This window comes from Caldanaerobius fijiensis DSM 17918 (genome assembly GCF_900129075.1).
GTDB lineage: Bacteria > Bacillota > Thermoanaerobacteria > Thermoanaerobacterales > Caldanaerobiaceae > Caldanaerobius > Caldanaerobius fijiensis.
Genome location: NZ_FQVH01000007.1, coordinates 4417 through 23568, shown reverse-complemented (window position 1 = coordinate 23568; position 19152 = coordinate 4417). Strand labels below are relative to the sequence as shown.

21 protein-coding genes and 1 other annotated feature are annotated in these 19152 nt (G+C 40.2%); of the genes, 12 read left to right on the top strand and 9 right to left on the bottom strand.

Annotated elements, in window-relative coordinates; genetic code table 11:
- Nucleotides 1-27: 27 nt before the first annotated feature.
- Nucleotides 28-1530 carry a threonine synthase gene (gene thrC / locus BUB87_RS04585; RefSeq protein ID WP_073342158.1) on the bottom strand — a complete coding sequence of 501 codons (1503 nt, stop codon included), beginning with the start codon at nt 1528-1530 and terminating at the stop codon, nt 28-30.
- A 216-nt stretch (nt 1531-1746) separates the two neighbouring features.
- Between thrC and BUB87_RS04580 the strand changes: the two genes are divergently transcribed.
- From BUB87_RS04580 to BUB87_RS04550, 7 genes are all read left to right on the top strand, one after another.
- The gene (locus tag BUB87_RS04580; protein WP_073342156.1) at nt 1747-2217 is read left to right on the top strand and encodes a hypothetical protein; all 471 of its coding nucleotides are present in this window, start codon (nt 1747-1749) and stop codon (nt 2215-2217) included.
- 155 nt (nt 2218-2372) lie between these two features.
- Complete coding sequence (locus BUB87_RS14950) at nt 2373-3413, top strand: ABC transporter transmembrane domain-containing protein (protein WP_073342155.1); 1041 nt, start codon at nt 2373-2375, stop codon at nt 3411-3413.
- 125 nt (nt 3414-3538) lie between these two features.
- On the top strand, nt 3539-4150 hold the full coding sequence (gene tmk, locus BUB87_RS04570; protein WP_073342153.1) for a dTMP kinase: 612 nt from the start codon (nt 3539-3541) through the stop codon (nt 4148-4150).
- Nucleotides 4147-4476, top strand: coding sequence for a cyclic-di-AMP receptor (locus BUB87_RS04565; RefSeq protein WP_073342152.1), 330 nt, complete (start codon nt 4147-4149; stop codon nt 4474-4476). The genes tmk and BUB87_RS04565 overlap by 4 nt, the downstream gene beginning before the upstream one ends.
- A 2-nt stretch (nt 4477-4478) precedes the next feature.
- On the top strand, nt 4479-4916 hold the full coding sequence (locus tag BUB87_RS04560) for a YaaR family protein (RefSeq protein ID WP_073342150.1): 438 nt from the start codon (nt 4479-4481) through the stop codon (nt 4914-4916).
- An 11-nt stretch (nt 4917-4927) separates the two neighbouring features.
- Complete coding sequence (locus tag BUB87_RS04555; protein ID WP_073342149.1) at nt 4928-5842, top strand: DNA polymerase III subunit; 915 nt, start codon at nt 4928-4930, stop codon at nt 5840-5842.
- Between the two features lie 3 nt (nt 5843-5845).
- Entirely contained in the window at nt 5846-6715 is an 870-nt protein-coding gene (locus BUB87_RS04550) for a PSP1 domain-containing protein (RefSeq protein WP_073342147.1), read from the top strand.
- A gap of 24 nt (nt 6716-6739) precedes the next feature.
- On the opposite strand, the gene argF is transcribed toward BUB87_RS04550, so the two are convergent.
- The 4 genes from argF to BUB87_RS04530 form a co-directional block, all read right to left on the bottom strand.
- A complete protein-coding gene (gene argF, locus BUB87_RS04545; RefSeq protein WP_456059093.1) occupies nt 6740-7681 on the bottom strand; it encodes an ornithine carbamoyltransferase in 942 nt (313 codons plus the stop codon).
- Between the two features lie 93 nt (nt 7682-7774).
- Nucleotides 7775-8428: an MtnX-like HAD-IB family phosphatase gene (locus BUB87_RS04540; RefSeq protein ID WP_073342146.1), complete on the bottom strand. Its 654-nt coding sequence runs from the start codon at nt 8426-8428 to the stop codon at nt 7775-7777.
- Nucleotides 8429-8487: 59 nt separating this feature from the next.
- A complete protein-coding gene (locus BUB87_RS04535; protein ID WP_073342144.1) occupies nt 8488-9018 on the bottom strand; it encodes a spore maturation protein in 531 nt (176 codons plus the stop codon).
- A gap of 3 nt (nt 9019-9021) precedes the next feature.
- Nucleotides 9022-9546, bottom strand: coding sequence for a nucleoside recognition domain-containing protein (locus BUB87_RS04530; RefSeq protein ID WP_234945954.1), 525 nt, complete (start codon nt 9544-9546; stop codon nt 9022-9024).
- 217 nt (nt 9547-9763) lie between these two features.
- Between BUB87_RS04530 and BUB87_RS04525 the strand changes: the two genes are divergently transcribed.
- Entirely contained in the window at nt 9764-10015 is a 252-nt protein-coding gene (locus BUB87_RS04525) for an AbrB/MazE/SpoVT family DNA-binding domain-containing protein (protein ID WP_073342141.1), read from the top strand.
- A 2-nt stretch (nt 10016-10017) separates the two neighbouring features.
- On the opposite strand, the gene rsmI is transcribed toward BUB87_RS04525, so the two are convergent.
- The 3 genes from rsmI to BUB87_RS04510 are packed head-to-tail and all read right to left on the bottom strand — an operon-like array spanning nt 10018 to nt 12972.
- Entirely contained in the window at nt 10018-10848 is an 831-nt protein-coding gene (gene rsmI, locus BUB87_RS04520; protein WP_073342140.1) for a 16S rRNA (cytidine(1402)-2'-O)-methyltransferase, read from the bottom strand.
- 17 nt (nt 10849-10865) lie between these two features.
- A complete protein-coding gene (locus tag BUB87_RS04515) occupies nt 10866-11591 on the bottom strand; it encodes a tRNA1(Val) (adenine(37)-N6)-methyltransferase (protein WP_073342138.1) in 726 nt (241 codons plus the stop codon).
- A gap of 16 nt (nt 11592-11607) precedes the next feature.
- On the bottom strand, nt 11608-12972 hold the full coding sequence (locus BUB87_RS04510) for a transporter permease (protein ID WP_073342137.1): 1365 nt from the start codon (nt 12970-12972) through the stop codon (nt 11608-11610).
- 395 nt (nt 12973-13367) lie between these two features.
- Nucleotides 13368-13607, top strand: a binding site (T-box leader).
- 52 nt (nt 13608-13659) lie between these two features.
- Between BUB87_RS04510 and metG the strand changes: the two genes are divergently transcribed.
- Entirely contained in the window at nt 13660-15618 is a 1959-nt protein-coding gene (gene metG / locus BUB87_RS04505) for a methionine--tRNA ligase (RefSeq protein WP_073342135.1), read from the top strand.
- Entirely contained in the window at nt 15619-16380 is a 762-nt protein-coding gene (locus tag BUB87_RS04500; RefSeq protein WP_073342134.1) for a TatD family hydrolase, read from the top strand.
- Nucleotides 16381-16474: 94 nt separating this feature from the next.
- Here the strand turns inward: BUB87_RS04500 and BUB87_RS04495 are convergent, their stop codons facing one another.
- On the bottom strand, nt 16475-17275 hold the full coding sequence (locus BUB87_RS04495; protein WP_073342132.1) for a sugar phosphate isomerase/epimerase family protein: 801 nt from the start codon (nt 17273-17275) through the stop codon (nt 16475-16477).
- Between the two features lie 263 nt (nt 17276-17538).
- On the opposite strand from BUB87_RS04495, the gene prfA reads away from it, so the two are divergent.
- Entirely contained in the window at nt 17539-18630 is a 1092-nt protein-coding gene (prfA, locus tag BUB87_RS04490) for a peptide chain release factor 1 (protein ID WP_073342131.1), read from the top strand.
- A gap of 130 nt (nt 18631-18760) precedes the next feature.
- The coding region (locus BUB87_RS14340; RefSeq protein WP_159432366.1) for a hypothetical protein at nt 18761-19152 on the top strand (392 nt) is incomplete at its 3' end.

Below are 19152 nucleotides of genomic sequence, written 5' to 3'. Positions count from 1 at the left end.
CAGATGCCGGTCTTATTTAAACTTTGCTTAATTGCGATAAATTAATATATCCTCCACCATTTTTTTCATCTCATCTTTTTTGCATACCATTTTATGGCGGATTTCTGTTCCTTTGAGCTTTTTCAGGTTTTCAGGTATGGCCAATCCACTGATGTCTGATAGGACATCCAAAAGTGAGAACTCATCCTGACCGGGCTCAATAGGCACATTGAGTGCTGAGAGCACGCTTTCAGGGAATTTATATGGACTGGCGGTTGATGCCACTACTGTCATGGTATTATCACCAGTTTCTCTCCTGTAGTCTTCAAGGACCTTTAAGCCCACAGCTGTATGGGTGTCAACGACATAATGGTATTCATCGTAAACGGCTTTTATGCTTTTCATGGTCTCTGTGTCATCGGCGTAACTGGCGTAGAATGTCGACTGCAGCTTTTCAAGCACATAGGCGTCTATCTCGTATACGCCTTTTTTCATCAAAAGGTCCATCATCTGCTTGATTTTGTGGTCGTCTCTGTCATAGAGTTCGAATAAAAGCCTTTCAAGATTGCTGGATACCAGGATATCCATAGAGGGTGAAATGGTCTTTTTGAGCTCCCTTCTTCTGTCGTATATTCCCGTTCTTATAAAGTCTGTAAGCACTTTGTTGGCGTTGGATGCGCATATGAGTTTGCCGATAGGGATACCCATCTCCCTGGCGTAATAAGCTGCCAATATATTTCCAAAGTTGCCCGTTGGGACCACTACATTTACTTTATCGCCCATTTTAATATTCTCTGATTTTACCAGATCCACATAGGCGGAGATATAATACACGATTTGGGGCAGCAATCTTCCCCAGTTAATAGAATTAGCTGAAGATAATTTTATGCTGCTGGCATTTAGTTTTTCATTAAACTCTCTATCGTTAAATATCGCTTTAACCCCCGTCTGAGCATCGTCAAAGTTACCGATAACTCCTATTGCAGCGACATTATTTCCTTCCTGGGTGATCATCTGCAGCTTTTGCATGTGGCTTACGCCCTGTTCAGGGTAAAATACGATTATATAAGTTCCTTCTACATCGGCAAATCCCTCCAGTGCTGCTTTGCCCGTATCCCCCGATGTGGCCACCAGTATGGCAAATTTGCTCATGTCACCTGTCTTTTGCGCTGATTTTACGAGAAGATGGGGAAGTATCTGTAGCGCCATGTCTTTAAAAGCATAGGTGGGCCCGTGCCACAGTTCCAGGATATGGGTGTTTTTATTTAACTTGTGAAGGGGTGCAATGCGATCATCGTCAAATTTTTCATGATTATACGCCGATGATACCACCTGCTCTATTTCATCGACCGTGAAATCTGTGAGAAATAATTCCAGTATATCAATAGCTCTTTGTATATAGTTTTTATTTATCATTTCAGTTAATTTATCAAAATCTATTTTCGGGATGTATTCAGGTAAAAACAGTCCCCCGTCTGACGAGATACCTGCTTTTATCACATCTGCTGACTTAAAGGACTTTTTTGTGTCTCGGGTGCTCGTGTACTGCATAAGATTCCTCCTGTATACAATTTACTTTATTATATCATCAAAAGTTATAGCTATACAACGAAAACTTGATTTTTACCTGGAGAATCATTAATTAATTGGTGATATATATGCAAAAAGGAAAAGTTTTAAAAAATTTGCTTGATAGGATGTATGGTATAAATTACAATTAAAATGGACTTAGTTAAATATATTAGGGAACGAACGGGAGGTGATAAAATGAGAAAAATATTTGGTGTGCTACTATTATTGACAATCTTCCTAGTTGCATGTGCGCAGAGCAAACCACCGGTATCCAATAACGGAATATTCCTCAAAGAACCTCCAGAATTAACTGTAATAGCTGGTAATAAAAGTATTGCCGCTGTTCGCGGGACATATAATTGGGTTATATATAGCGGAAATGGGACCAGAACGAATATTCATGCAGATTCAGGACCACCATCTAAATTGATAAAGTTTCAGAAAGAGCCTCTGAATGTAAAACCAGAATCTTCGATAGTCTTGGACTTTAGAATTAAACCTAATGATTATAAAGTTAATATATGGGAAGGTAATAAACCAATTATTCAGCAAGTTAATAATGGAATAATTATTGCGCCTCGGCAAAAAGGATTGGTAGTTTATGAAGTTCAAGCAACATGGAATGAAGGCGATGCTTGCTACGCATTCTCTGTTAATGTAGACTGACTGTAATGCTTCACGTTGTCAAGAACTTTTTTGCTTTACAAGTTCGGGAATAGATGAAGGAGAGGAGTTTTGTGCTATCTAAGTATATTGGATGGTAATATATGGGCAGTTATAGCTTTTAAAGTATAGCAAAAAAAGAGTAGGAGAGATGCTCTATGAGTAGTGAAAACAAGAAAATAATTTCATTCATGTTCTCATGTGTGAAAAAACAGTGGGAGCTACAATTACCTGGTATGTTGTGCTCGGCAGTTTCTTCTGTGCTGGGGATTGTAGGTACGTCTATATTTGCTCTATTGGTGGATAAGGTGCTGATGGGTGGAAACAGGAAATTGCTCTGGCCGGTGCAGCTGACCTTTATCAGTTCGGTATTTGCAGGATTTTTACTTAATATGATGGCTGCTTACCTTTTTTCCATAGCAGGAAACGCAGAGAGGTTAAGCCTTCGACAGCGTTTTTTTGCCCATATTCTTCGCTTGCCTAATCATTTCTTTGAAGTGAACAAGCCTGGAGAAATATTCTCCCGTTTAATGGACGATGTCAACCGGGTGGGATATAGCATTTTTGAAGGTGTTACCAATTTTATAATTTCGGTATTTACTTTGATTTTACTGTATAGCTGGATGTTTTATGTAGATTATAGGCTGACATTCATGGCGCTTATGTTGATACCGCTTTTTTTAATCGTCGATAAAAGAATATTTTACCGGGTAGAAAAATACAACAGATGGTATCAGAAGGAAATGGGCGAAACCAATGGGGAACTACAACAAAGTTTAGCTGGCATATTGGCCATTAAAACGTTGAACTTACAAGATTGGGCCCATATGTCGTTTTTTGAAAAATGTAAAGCGCTTGCACGGACAGGTTTTTCACTGGATATGTCTTTTGCAGGTAAGCAGGGTGAGCAGCTATCAGGAGGAGAGCGGCAACGGGTTTGCATTGCACAGGCGCTGCTCAGGGACGCTCCCATTTTGCTTTTGGACGAGCCGACATCTGCACTGGACATGGGCACTGAAAGGGCGCTTATGGAGTTTTTAAGGCAATATCGGCAACAAAAGACCATCATTTTGGTTACCCATCGCCCATCGGCCATGGAGTGGTGCGATCAGGTCGTGGTACTCAACCAGGGCAGGGTGGTAGCCCAGGGTGATTTTGTTCAGATAAAAAAGGATTACGAATCCGTTTTAGCAGTTTAAAAAAGAAGGTACAGTGTACTGGTAAATTGTTAAGTTTTCTGCTATCCTATTATTAAAACATTTGCTTCACTGCAAACGTATTTGTGATCATTGGCATAATATAGTATTGAGAGGTGCTGGCATAGATGTTTATCACATTTGAGGGTATAGATGGATGCGGCAAGACTACGCAAATAAGATTAATTTCAGACTTTATAAAAAATTTAAAATATGGTATAATTCTGGTAAGGGAACCCGGTAGCACACCTATTTCTGAAAAGATACGACAACTTTTATTAGAGAAAGACAATGTGATGTCGCCAGAGGCGGAAGCATACTTGTATGCGGCGTCCCGTGCAGAGCTGGTTAAAAAGGTAATAAGACCCGCCCTGAAGGAAGGCAATATTGTCATATGCGATAGGTTTTTAGATTCCAGTCTTGTATACCAGGGGATAGGGAGAGGCCTTGGACTGCAAGCGGTATATGAGCTCAACGCTATGGCAGTGGGTGAATTAAAGCCCGATTTAACCGTACTTCTGGATATAGATCCGATTGTGGCCAGGTCAAGGTTGAAGGGACGGGATAGGCTGGAGAATGAACAATTAGATTTTTACAACAAAGTCAGGGAGGGATACCTTTATTTAGCCCGTAGAGAACCGGAGAGAATCAAGGTCGTTGATGGTGGACGGGGCGTCAAAGAGGTTTTTGAAGATGTTTTATCTATAATAAAAAAGAGTATAGGGAGGGAATTGTTATGAAACTTATCATCGCTATTGTGCAGGACGAAGATTCTCACAAATTGATGAATAAATTGACAGAGGAGGGTTTTAGCTTTACCAAGCTTGCCACTACTGGAAGTTTTTTGAGGTCAGGCAATACTACGCTGCTGATTGGAACTGAAGAGGATAAGGTGGATACTGTTATAGATATAATTGAAAAGGTTTGCAAGACCAGGGATCAATATATCACATCGGTGCCGCCTACAGGAGGCACTACAGGGATGTTTTATTCCCAGCCTGTGGAAGTGACCATTGGAGGGGCTACTATATTTGTAGTAGATGTGGATAAGTTTAAGAAGGTGTGACGATGAAGGTAAATCCGCTGACGGTCAATACAGTTGGTACATCCGGGGGATCGGAAGTAACAAAAGTTAATACATCAGGTGGTTTTGAAATAGAATTTTATAACGCCGGGCAAAAAATTCACGCTGAAAAGCTAAGAGAGCTGTTGCAGCGGATTGATGACGTGTCTAAAACATTAAAAGAAAATCCAGATATCAATACACTGGTTCGATATAAGCGGCTGGTAAGAGAATTTTTGGCGGAGGTATTAAATGGTTTTGAGCTATCACAGAGGTACTCGACGGATTATAGCGGACGTAGAAAGGTTTATAGCATAGTAAAAAAGGTGGAAGAAAAGTTAGAATTAATGGCGCAGCAATTTTTCCGCGATCAGAAGGATAATCTGGAATTGATTAAACTGGTAGATGATATAAGGGGATTGCTGGTGGATCTGTATACTTAAGAGGTGTGTTTATGGGGTTTGAAAAAATATTAGGACATAATGTTGTAATAAAAGCCTTGACAAGGGCCATTGAATCCAACAAGGTTAGCAATTCATATATATTTGAAGGTCCAGAAGGTGTGGGTAAGTTTATGGTGGCATTGGCGACGGCCAATGCTATTGCTTATGCCGCTGATATCAAGGTGTTTCAAACCGATGATAAGACTATAAAGGTCGAAGAGATAAGGAAGCTTCGAATGGATATCAACATAATGCCTTATCAATCTGAGCGCAAGGTATATATTATAAGAGATGCGGAGAAAATGACTGCAGATGCTCAAAATGCTTTTTTAAAGGTCCTTGAGGAGCCTCCTTATTATGGTGTAATAATACTTACGTGCAATAGTATAAATTCTCTTTTGCCTACCATTCGCTCCAGGTGTATTGTATATCATTTTGGCTCCTTGAATAAAAAGGACGTAAAAGACATATTAATAGGTCATGGCATAAGTCCTTCAAAAGCTGCCTATGCTGCCGCTTTATCAGGAGGCTCGGCTTCAAGGGCTCTGATGATAGCCACATCAGAAGAATTTGACAGTATCAAAGAAATTGTGAATAAAATAATTTCACATATTGCGGATAAAGAGCTTTTAAAAAGCGTAGAAGATGTGGAACAATTACAGGATAAGCAGGATTTCATCGATGATATATTGACGTTGTTGCAATTATGGTATATGGATTTGATATATGCAAAGTTGGAGATGTATGATATAATAAGCCATGTAGATGAATTAGATAGAATAAAAAGCCTTTCACGGGAACTGCAGATGAGTTCTTTAGTTAAGTCTATAAAATTGATAGAAGCGACAAGAGAGCGAGTAAATAGATATATAAATTTTCTATCTGCCATTGAGGATATGGTGATCGGTTTACAGGAGTTGAGATAGTATATGGCTAAAGTTGTAGGCGTAAGGTTTAAAAAAGCAGGTAAAACCTATTATTTCGACCCCAATGAGTTAAATATAAAAAAAGGGGATTGCGTCATAGTCGAGACTATAAGGGGTATTGAGTTTGGAGAAGTAATTATGGATGAGACAGATATACCCGATGAGGACATTGTAATGCCTCTGAAAAAGGTCATAAGAATTGCTACAGATGAGGATAAAATGCATTATGCCGAAAATAAAGAGAAAGAAAAAGATGCATTTAATATATGTCTAAAAAAGATTAAAGAACATGGTATGCAAATGAAACTTGTGGACGTGGAATACACTTTTGATAACAATAAGATAATTTTTTATTTTACAGCAGAAGGCAGGGTGGACTTTAGAGAGCTGGTGAAAGATCTGGCATCGATATTTAAGACACGAATAGAGCTAAGGCAAATAGGTGTCAGGGATGAAGCTAAGATAATAGGAGGCATGGGACCCTGTGGCAGACCTTTGTGCTGCAAGGTGTTTTTGGGTGAGTTTGAACCTGTTTCTATAAAAATGGCGAAAGATCAAGGGCTTACTATCAATCCATCTAAGATTTCCGGATTATGTGGAAGGCTTATGTGCTGCCTCAATTTTGAGCAGCCTTGTTATGAACAAATACTGGAGACTCTACCTCGCGTTAACGATGTGGTGATGACGCCCGAGGATGAGACAGGTACGGTATGCGAAATAAACGCTATAAGCCGCAAGGTAAAGGTAAGACTTATAAAAGAAGATGGTATGGAGATATATAAGTATTTTGACGCTGATGAACTGGCTATAATTAATAGAGAAGAAGAAATTTGCCATGAAGATATTAGCGATTTGGAGTCCCTGGATTTTTAGACTTTTAAAGCCTGACAGATAACGTCAGGCTTTTCCTAATGTAGCCAGCATAAGGGCTTTTATCGTATGCTTACGATTTTCTGCTTCATCCCAGACCCTTGAAGAAGGTCCTTCTATTACATCAAAGCTTACTTCCTGGCCTTTTACAGCGGGAAGGCAATGCATGAATATGCATTTTTTATTTTTGGTCATATCCATTATGTCTTGGTTGACTTGATATGGTGTAAGCAACCTTATGCGCTCTAGGGCTTTTGCTTCTTCGCCCATTGACGCCCAGACGTCAGTATAAATGGCGTCTGCGCCAACGATATTGTCTTCTATTTTAGATGTTACAGTGATGCTCGAACCGCTTTTTTTAGCTATCTCTTTGATTTCGTTTATATATTGTTCATCTGGAAATAGTTCTTCAGGGCTTATAATCACGTAATCAATACCCATTTTTGCACATCCGATGGCGAGGGAATTGGCCATATTATTTCTGCCATCACCCATATATACTAGCTTCAGACCTTTTAGATAACCAAACTCCTCTTTCAGGGTCATGAGATCTGCCAGTACCTGTGTTGGATGATACATATCTGTTAAACCGTTGTATACAGGTACCCCTGCGTATTTTGCCAGGATCTCAACGGTTTCTTGTTTATAACCTCTAAATTCAATGGCGTCAAACATTCTTCCCAGCACCCTGGCCGTGTCTTCGATAGATTCTTTTGCACCCAGCTGTATATCGTCTGTGGATAAAAATACAGGGTGGCCTCCTTCTTCCCCAAATGCCGTTTCAAAAGCACATCGCGTTCTGGTAGAGCGCTTTTCAAATATCATGGCAAGGGTCATGCCCAAAAATCTTTGCTTTACGATTTTTTTTCGCTTTTCCGCTTTTACCATCTCAGACAGGTCTAGAAGATATGCAATTTCGTCGCTGGAGAATTCTTTAAGGGTTAGTAATGAACGATTTAAAAGATTCACGTTATCTCCTCCCATATACTTATGCATAATTATACAATAAAATTTATGAATATGCAATATTATCTAACAAAAAAAGAGCGATTTATTTCGCTCCTATTCGGCGGAATGTAATCTATTATCTCGTTTTATTTCATTTTCAAGTATATCTTTAAAATTTTTAAAAGGTATATGGGGGATGCTGTTATTGATGCAATGTTCTAAGAGATGGTCCTTAGCATAGACCACATCAGCGTATTCAGAGGCGCATCTGTCTGAGTAACCGTCGCCTACATATACTACTTCATAACCATCATCTTTAAATTTCTTTACATTGTTGGCTTTACAGTTGCCACATAATTTACACTGGCCATCAGCATATGGAAAGTTAAAACGCCATTGAGTACCGTCCCAGGATATGTGATTATAATAGCCTTTTAAATCTAAATTGTATCTTTTTAGTATTCGCTCGATATAAAAGTCATAACCATCGCTGTTTATACGTACAACATATCCATTTCGCTTACAATATTGGAGAAAATCCATAAGATAAGGATCAATTTCCCGCGAATCAATATATTTATATAATTCATCAGATGGGCCATCTATCAATCCCCATTGGCCTCTGGCACATTGTTCTGTGGTTATTTTACGCTGTATCCATTGTTCTACATACTCTTGCCATCCATCTTTGGCGAAATTTTTTATTATCCCATCGCCCACGTCTTCTACAGTCGTTGTGCCATCAAAATCCAAAAGATATGCTCTCATTGCTACTCTCCTTTTTAAAGCATTTCTAAATAATATGATATAAAAAGTAGATGAATATGTCAATTAGATATCAAATGGGTGATGAGTACAGCAAAAACCATACTGCAAAGATCTGTAAGTAGACCTGCGATGAGAGCGTGGCGTACATTTTTTATTCCTATTGAGCCAAAATAAACCGTAAGCACATAGATGGTGGTTTCTGTAGAGCCGTACATGATGGACGCCATTTTGCCAATAATGGTATCCGGACCATAATTTTTTAGTAAGTCTGACACGATTCCCAGTGAGGCCCCACCTGAAAGTGGCCTCATGAGGGCTAATGGGAGCAGTTCTGCAGGCATACCAATTATGGAGGTAATAGGTGACAGTGCCTTTACAATCATGTCCATAGCCCCTGAGGCCCTGAACATCCCTATGGCTACAAACATGGCTACCAAGGGTGGTATTATTTTTATTACAGTATCAAAACCTTCTCTTGCGCCGTCAATAAATATTTCGTAAAGGGGCATTTTTTTTATAAAGCCGATAAAAAATATGATAGATAGTATAAACGGAACGGCCCATCGGGATAGAATTTGAAAGACATACATATTTTAATCCCCATTTCTTTCAAAAAATTTTACTAAGATGATGCCGCTTATAAGCGAGAGTGTGGAGGTTAAGATGACCCCACTTATAATCTCCATGGGGTTTTTTGAACCGGCGGCAGTCCTGATAGCTATGATAGTGGTAGGCAAAAGCTGTATACAGCCTGTATTTATGATGAGGAATGTGCACATAGCGTTGGTAGCTGTATCCTTGCGAGGATTTAATTCCTGAAGCAGTTTCATGGCTTTGATGCCAAAGGGGGTAGCGGCATTGCCAAGGCCCAGGATGTTAGCGGATATATTCATGACCATGGCGCCGATAGCAGGATGGCCTGGTGGTATATCCGAAAAAAGACGCTTTATTAATGGCATTATAAGCCGGGACAAAACGTGAATAAGCCCTTCTTTTTCAGCTATTTTCATAATTCCCAGCCATAAGGACATGATGCCGATTAACCCTAAAGCCACTTCGACAGCATCTTTAGAGGATGTAATAGCCGCGTTTACGACCTGGTCGATTTTTCCGTTCATTCCTCCAATAATTAAGCTTATAAATATAATTAAAAACCAGATGATATTTATCACTGCAATCACCTGGTAATAAATATGACCTATAAAAAATTTTTATGAACTTTTTATTAAAATATCCAAAAAAGGTATTGACGCTTATTGTAAATTCTGGTATTATATATTGGAAAGCATGTCGAATAATGTATTATATTATACAAAAATGAAAGGAGAGGAGAAAATGAAATCGACAGGTGTTGTAAGAAGAGTAGACGAGCTGGGCAGGGTGGTATTGCCTATAGAGCTCAGGAGAACGATGAATATAAATGAAAAAGATGCTCTTGAGATTTATGTTGATGGCGACAGTATCATTTTAAAGAAATACGAACCAGCTTGTATCTTTTGTGGCGATGCCAAAGGCGTTATAAATTATAAAGGGAAGAATATATGCCCTAACTGCATCGAAGAGTTAAAAAATAACTTTACGAAATAGTATTATTTGTCGATAGCGTATCTGTAGACTTCACTTTTGGGCATATTTCTGTCTCTGGCGACATTTTTTATCGCATCCATTTTAGACATACCGGATGACACATAGAAATTTATATGATCTTTGATGGATAAATTATTCCATTTTTCTTCAGCTGATTCATGATTTCCATCAAGAATCAAGACGAATTCTCCTTTCACCTCGCCGCTGAAGTGCTGTATGGCATCTTCTAATGTAGAACGGAAAAACTCTTCGTGGACCTTAGTCAGTTCCCGGGCTATGGTAATTTTTCTGTTACCAAGGGAGTTTAAAAGGTCCTGCAGGGTTTTTACGAGGTGATGGGGGGATTCGTATAGTATTATCGTACGCTTTTCTGATTTTATTTCATCCAGTTTTTTTCTGCGCTCTTTTTTATTTTCAGGTAAAAAACCTTCAAAGCAGAAGCGTTCTGTAGACATTCCTGAGGCTATGAGAGCAGTGAAAGCGGCTGAAGGGCCAGGAAGAGGAACTACTTTGATACCTTCATTAATTGCACGGTTTACCAATTCCTGACCTGGATCTGATATCAGGGGCATACCGGCATCTGATACCAGGGCTACAGATTTTTTACTTTTGAGGGCTTGAATGATATCATCTGTTCTAGTCTTTTCATTGTGCTCATGATAGCTTATAAGGGGTTTTGATATGTTGTAGTGATTGAGAAGTTTGATGGTGTGCCTGGTATCCTCTGCTGCAATTATGTCGACGTTTTTCAGGATGTTTAGCGCCCTTATTGTTATATCCTCAAGGTTTCCTATGGGCGTTGGGCAAAGATAAAGTATGCCATAATCTGACATTGTATCATCTCCTCTTTCTATTCTTTATATATATTCAAGATTTCATCGGTATAATGGCCGTCATCGCGATATACTATCAATGGGGGCAATATATTCAACTGGGGTTTACCGCCTTTTACACATTCTATGAGCAGAAGATTTGGGGGCGATTGGCTATAAGGATAGACGAGCCTTAACCGCTTGGGTTCCAGCCTGTACTTTTTTAGTAAGAATATTATTTCTGGTAGCCGCTCCGGGAGGTGGACCATGGCAAATCTGCCACTGTATTTTAAAAGTCTGGCTGAGGCTTTTATGACATCCTCCAGGGAGCATAATAATTCGTGTCTTGCAATAGCACGCTCATCTGAGGGGCTTACTTTGCCTACGCTGGCTTTTCTGTAGGGTGGATTTGTGACCACCACATCGAAGTTTTCACAGCCCAGCATATCGGGAGCTTCTTTTAAATCAGCGTTTATAATCCTGATGTGTCCTTCCAGCCCATTGAGTTTTACACTCCTTTGAGCCATCTCGGCATAAACTTTCTGGATTTCTATCCCTGTTATGGTTATGTCACCATGGTGTATGCCGTACAACAATAGTGGTATAATTCCCGATCCTGTACCTAAATCTACGATTTTATCTTGCTTTTTTACTGTAGTAAAATGTGATAGCAGGACAGCATCTATGCCAAATTTGAATCCTTTTTGTCGCTGTATTATTTTCAGTCCATAACCTATATCATCAATTATTTCACATTCGCTCATATAATCACCCTAAATATTATACCAGCAGTAAAGCCACGAGAAAAGTAGCTATAAACCCGATCAGGACAGGTATCAGGTTGTTTTTTACCAGTTCAAAGGGATCTACCTTTAACAACCCTGAAACAGGAATAACACTCCAAGGTACCAAAGTACCGGTACCTACCCATATAGAGGACAGCTGGCCTATAAAAGCCAGTATACTGATATTGGCATGGGATATATCGTGGAATGTCCGGGCCAGGGCTCCTACCAGTGGAAGGCCGGCAAAACCTGAACCTGACAATCCTGTAAAGGCGCCTATGATGATTTGTATCAGGGCAGCAGTGTATTTGTTTAATGGTATTATGTAAGAGAGATTTTTGCTCAGATCCATCAGGAAACCATGAGCATTTTTACCCAGTATTTCCCTGGACGTATCCTGATTGCCGAGCAGAAAAAAACCCGTTATGACTATCACAGGTGCAAATATCTTTATACTTGATGTAAACCCCTCTTTTATGTAATCTGTTATTTTTGAGAAGGCCTGCCACTCGTACCTGATGATAAGAGCCAGAATCATAATTATAACTGTTGTGCCGCCTATCAGTAATTCAGAAGCCTGACCTTTAAGATTTAGCAATACCATAAGTGCTATATCAATAAAAAACGCTATAGGAGTAAATATAGCTATAAATCGACTTCCTTTTCCTATTCTGGCGTCATTTTCATCCAGGCTTTCATCGTGGGCTTCGTGGGTTTTACCTTTTTTCCACAGAATCCAGATGTATACAAAAGATGATAGAGCTGTGACAGTAGACATGGTAAGCCACAACAAGAAACTATTTTTTATAAAGGTCGTGACTGGCAATCCTGCTGAAGTGGCTGTTATGGAAGGCGCTCCCTGGATGAAGAAGTCTCCTGACATGGCAATGCCAAAGCCAAAGATATTTATAGCCATAGCTGTGCTCATTCTGGATAGACCTGTTTTTAGAGCTACAGGTACGACCATCGCTGAAAGTAAACCGAGGGCAGGAGATGCCCATAAAAATAGTGAAACGACCATGGTAAAGAGACCAAGCAGCAAATAGGAAACCAGGGGCTTTTTAAAGTATTTCAGTATAGGCTTTATCATGATGTAGTCAGCACCTATATCCCTTATGGCTTCAGCCATGGATATGACCAATGCTATGATGAGGATTATGCTCCAGAGTTGTTCGCCGGATATGATAAGGCTTCTGTATATGGTTTGCACGGCCTTTACCACATTTCCGGTAGCAGCAAGACCTATGAGAAAAATGCCTATAAGGCAAGGGATCAATATGTCTTTTCTGAACAACATGGCTATTAATATGGCTATTATTGTTAAAATGAATATATAGTGACTCGGTGTAAGTGGAATCATTATAACATCTCCTTTTAACCGCATTTGTGTTTATTATGTGTAAAAGAGTCATAAATTAGCCAATCACAGAGGTATGACAGAAATGCCATTTTATATTGACTTCAACTTAAGGGACTGCAGTTTGTAATTTGAATGTCACAAAATTATTTAGATACAAAATAGGTTGCTGGAGAAAAAATTCACTGACTCTAAAGGAATGCCTCTAAGGCAAGTGACTTTGTGAAAGACTTACGTAGCTCATCCCCTTAAAGTCACTTGCCGATGCTATTGAATTTTTTTGGAAGCAACCTATTTGTAAATATTGCAAATTACGAATTGCAATTAAAAGAATACCTCTATTGACAAAATCCATATTATAGTATATTATTGATGATACAGTGGAAAATTATATTTATAAAGTGGCGATGATGGGAAGAGTAGGGTCTAAAACCGCTTAAGAGAGCCGGGGCGGGTGAAAGCCGGTGCGGATAATAACACCTGAAGATGGTCCCTGAGTTGCTGTGCCGAATTACCGATTATGGAGGTATTTAGGCGCAGACGCGAGCACGCGTTATAGTGCAGGGCGATTATCATGTCGTCTGTAATGAGGCCGTAAGGCGAAATAGGGTGGTACCGCGAGAGCTCTCGCCCCTGTGATGGGGTGGGGGCCTTTTTATTTACCAAATTATTGCTATAGGAGGTATAAAAATGGCAAAGACGTATTACATCACTACGCCTATATACTATCCCAGCGATAAGCTGCATATAGGACATTCCTATACGACGGTGGCAGCAGATGCGCTGGCCAGGTTTAAGAGGTTGACAGGTTATGATGTCTGGTTTTTAACGGGAACTGACGAACACGGCCAGAAGATTCAGAGGATAGCCAGAGAAAAAGGCGTTTCACCAAAAGAATATGTGGACGGCATAGTGACATGGATAAAGGATCTGTGGAAGCTGCTCAATGTCAGCTACGATCAGTTTATAAGGACGACAGATCCTCAACATATCTCCATTGTCCAGAATATATTTACGCGCCTGTATGAAAAAGGGGATATATACAAGAGCGAATACACCGGCTGGTATTGTACCCCATGCGAATCTTTCTGGACGGAGAGGCAGCTGGTGGATGGCAAGTGTCCTGATTGCGGCAGAGAGGTGGAGCTGGTAAAAGAAGAAAGCTACTTTTTCAGGTTGTCCAAATACGGTGATAAACTGCTAGAGTATTACAGGGAGCACCCTGACTTTATACAGCCAGAATCCAGGCTAAATGAGATGGTGAGTTTTATAAAGTCGGGGCTTGAGGATCTATGTGTTTCTAGAACTTCATTTGATTGGGGCATTCCTGTGCCTTTTGATCCAAAGCATGTGATTTACGTATGGATTGATGCTTTGAGCAATTATATTACCGCATTAGGCTACTCTACGGATCACGATGATGCTTACAGGAAGTTTTGGCCTGCCGATGTGCATCTGGTAGGAAAGGAGATCGTGAGGTTTCATACTATTATATGGCCTGCCATGCTCATGGCTTTAGGAGAGCCACTGCCTAAGAAGGTTTTTGGCCACGGATGGCTGGTGTTAGAAGGTGGCAAGATGTCCAAATCTAAAGGTAATGTGGTAGATCCATGGGTACTGGTAGAGAAATACGGTGTGGACGCAGTAAGGTATTACCTTTTAAGAGAGATACCTTTTGGCTCTGATGGAACCTACACCAATGAGGCTTTGGTAAAAAGAATAAACTCTGACCTGGCCAACGATCTGGGCAATCTGGTCAGCAGAACGGTTACGATGATAGAGAAGTATTTCGATGGCAGGGTGCCGGCGCCGGCGCAGGAGGAAGATATCGATAATGAACTAAAGGAGATGGCTGTTAACCTGCCTGCACTGGTAGAAAAGTACATGGATTCACTGCAGATAAGCAATGCCCTTATAGAGATATTTAAGCTGGTAGACAGGTGCAATAAGTACATCGATGAGACTATGCCGTGGGTGCTCGCCAAAGATCCGGCTCAAAAGGGAAGGCTTGCTACAGTGCTTTATAATCTAGCTGAGTCCATCAGATATATAGGCGTGTTGTTGACACCGTATATGCCTGATACATCACCCAAGATATATGCTCAGCTGGGTGTAAGTCCTGAATTGACTACATGGGATAGCCTGAAGACATGGGGAGCGTTGCCACAGGGCACCGTTGTCCACAGGGGTGAAATCTTATTCCCTAGGATAGAAGAAAAGGCCGAAGAGAAACAACAGGAGGCGTCAAGTAAAGAGGGTAAAAAGGTGATAGTTGAGGATGAAAAGAAAAATGAGGCAGAAGCAAAATCCGATAAGATCGATTATATAACCATCGATGATTTTGCAAAGTTAGATTTGAGGGTTGCCAGGGTGTTAAAAGCTGAGCGCATACAGGGAGCAGATAAACTGCTCAAGCTGGAGCTGCAGGTAGGCGACGAGGTAAGACAGGTGGTATCTGGTATTGCTCAATATTATACGCCGGAAGAGTTGATCGGAAAGAATCTGATACTTGTGGCCAATTTAAAACCTGTAAGATTGAAGGGCGTTGATTCTTATGGCATGATATTAGCCGCTTCCACTGACGACAAAGACAGGCTGGTGCTTGTGACGGTAGACGGCGATATTCCCACGGGGAGCAGGGTGAGGTAAATGCTCGTAGATATTCATGCCCATGTTGATGACTCAGCATATGATCAGGATAGGGAGCAGGTGATAGAGAGGATAAGAGAAAACGACATGATCGTGATTAATTCTGCATCAGATGTTCCCTCTATCGCGACCACACTGGAGCTGGCAGAAAAGTACGATTTTATATATGCCACATTGGGTGTGCATCCTTATGAAGCTGCACAGGTGAACGAGAAAGAGCTGGAAAGAATGGATCAATTGCTCTCACATCCAAGGGTTGTTGGGGTGGGAGAAATAGGCCTTGATTATCATATGGAAGAGCTGGACAAAAAATTGCAGCAAAAGGCCTTCATAGATCAGCTGGAGCTGGCCAATAAGCACGGAATGCCTGTGGTCATCCACGATAGGGATGCCCATAAAGACACCCTGGATATATTGAAAAGCCATATGAAAGTAACAGGTATCATGCATTGCTTTTCAGGAAGTTATGAGATGGCAAAACAATGCATCGATATGGGTATGTATATATCCATTGGAGGAGTGCTGACTTTTAAAAACGCTAAAAAGACGGTGGAAGTGATTGAAAAGATACCTTTAGAGCGCGTTCTTACTGAGACGGACTGTCCTTATCTGACGCCAGAGCCCTTCAGGGGCACTCGCAATGAACCTGTCTACACGAGATATGTGGTGCAGAAAATTGCAGATATAAAGGGAATGGAATACGACGAAGTGATGCGAATTGTCTACGAAAACGTAAAGAGGGTTTTTGCAAAGATAAGATAAGATTTTTTGCAATCTAAGAAAGACGATCTATAAACTTATAAAAAAGGCTGTTGATTTTTCACTCAACAGCCTTTTTGTTTGAAAGCAGCAATTATCATGCTTTACCTATGCTTTTTAGATAATTATAGCTCATGGTTATACTCTCTAAAGTATCCCTGTTGCTCATATCTTGTTCTACTATGAACCAATCAGCGCCAACTTCTTCGCTGGCCTGTATGATGGCTTTTATGTCCATAGTTCCATAGCCAACTTCAGCAAAGGGGCTATTAGAGGGCTTTTCGCCTTTTTTGAACTGTTCGAAAATCTCATGGGCATTGGGGGCCATGTCTTTTAAGTGCACAAGGCGACAGCGCTTTCCATATTTTTTAATGTAGGCTATAGGGTCTACTCCTGCGGCGGTTACCCAGAAGGTGTCTAGTTCGACGAGCACGTTTTCGGGTGAACTATTAGCAAAGAATATGTCCAGGATGTATTCATCGTCAAATTTCTCAAATTCAAAGTTGTGGTTATGATATCCAAATGATATTCCGTGCTCTTTCAATTTTGCTCCTATTTCGTCCAGCTTTTTTGCGAATTCTACACATTTTTCTTTTGTGTTTCGCCTATCTGGGGCAGAAAAAGGACATACTATGTAAGAACATCCGATGGTCTTATGGTATTGAATGATGCTATCTAAATCCTTTTCTAACATTTCAATGGCTACGTGGCTGCTGACGGCTTTTAAGCCCAGTTTGTCCAGCTCTGCCTTTAATTCCTCGGCTTTTATATCGCCAAAACCTGCAAACTCTACACCAGCGTAACCTATTTCTGCTACTTTTTTAAGAGTTCCCAAAAAATCATTGGCTGTTTTATCTCTCACTGAATATAGTTGAACAGCTACCGGTATCATAGGCATAATACCCCTCCCTTAATGATAAAGATTATGTGTTCCTACGGTGAATCTACCTGTCATGTAGAAAGATCACAGCAGGAAAACCATATCACATGTTATTATACTACTCGTATCTTTTGAGCACAAGTATGTACTAAAACGTTTTTTATTATTTTCTTCAGATCATCGTGATTTGCGGTTTTGGCAATGGGATTGCATATTGACATTATATAAGTTATAATAAATACCTGTGCAAATATATAATAAATAAGGAGTATAAAGAGGCTATGTTAGATAGATTGGAATTGATTAAAAAAAGGTACGATGAGCTTACAAAAATGATAAGTGATCCTGACATCATGCAGGATATGGATAAATATAAAAAGCTTCTAAAAGAGCGCTCAGATTTAGAAGGTATTGCCTTAAAATATGAAGAATATAAAAAGGTAGTTGACGATATAAATGCGGCTAACGAGCTACTGGAAGAGACGGATGATATTGATTACAAAAATATGCTAAAATCAGAAATAGAGCAGCTTGAATCCGACAAAGAACGGTTAGAAAGCGAATTAAAGCTTTTGTTGCTGCCAAAAGATCCTAATGATGAGAAAAACGTCATCGTGGAGATAAGGGCTGGGGCTGGTGGCGAAGAAGCTGCTTTGTTTGCAGCAGATCTCTACAGGATGTATGTCATGTACGCTGAATCCAAGGGTTGGAAAATAGATGTGATGAATTCTAATGAGACAGATATCGGAGGATATAAAGAGATTTCGTTTATGGTTGTAGGCAAAGGCGCCTATTCCAGGTTGAAGTATGAAAGCGGTGTGCACAGGGTACAGAGGGTGCCTACTACAGAGGCTGGAGGCAGAATACACACATCCACGGCTACTGTGGCGGTTTTGCCTGAAGCTGAAGAAGTTGAAGTAGAGATAAATCCAAATGATATCAGGATTGATGTCTTTAGATCCTCGGGACATGGGGGTCAGAGCGTTAATACTACAGACTCGGCAGTAAGAATTACTCATTTGCCTACAGGTATGGTAGTTACCTGCCAGGATGAAAAATCTCAGCTAAAAAATAAAGAAAAGGCTCTAAAGGTGCTAAGAGCAAGGCTTTATGAAATGGCCAGAAGGGAAAAAGAGGAGCAACTGGCATCGGAGAGGCGGTCTATGGTGGGCACCGGGGACAGGAGCGAGCGTATACGAACATATAATTTCCCGCAAGGGAGGGTAACAGACCACAGGATAAACCTCACTTTATACCGGCTTCAAAGCGTGCTGGATGGAGATCTGGATGAAATAATCGATGCCCTTATAGCCGAAGATCAGAAGAGGATGGTCGCAGCAGAAGAAGATGCTAAAAAAACAAATAGAAGTTAAAAGAGGCTTTAAAGCCTCTTTTTAGGAGAAACCGGCGGGAATCCTCTCCAATTCATTAGAGAGATGAAAGCCGGAATTCAGCGGGCAAAGGGAATATGTGCTAAAATATAAGCAGGAAGGAGGTGATCATGTGAGCGAACATACAAGAAGTGTATTTTTGTATGGAAAACCTACAAGAATTAAATTGGACGAGCTTCTAAAAATTCAAAAACTATATACCCAACTTATTAATACTTATATCGAATTACTGTTGAACAACAGAAATTTGTATTTATCAATCTTCCTTAATGATAAAAAAGATAGTGTAGTGCGTCAATTCGAGAAAAATCAGCGAAATAATAATGGATTAAACTATCTTGGATCAGCATTAGGACAAAATGCATTCGATCATGCATTTAAAGAGTTATACAATCATTTTACCAGAATAAGGGACTATATGTATGGGTTATATATTGATGAAGGCGATATACTCAATTTTGTATCATCAATAACGCTGTTAAACGCGGCAATATGCGAACTTGA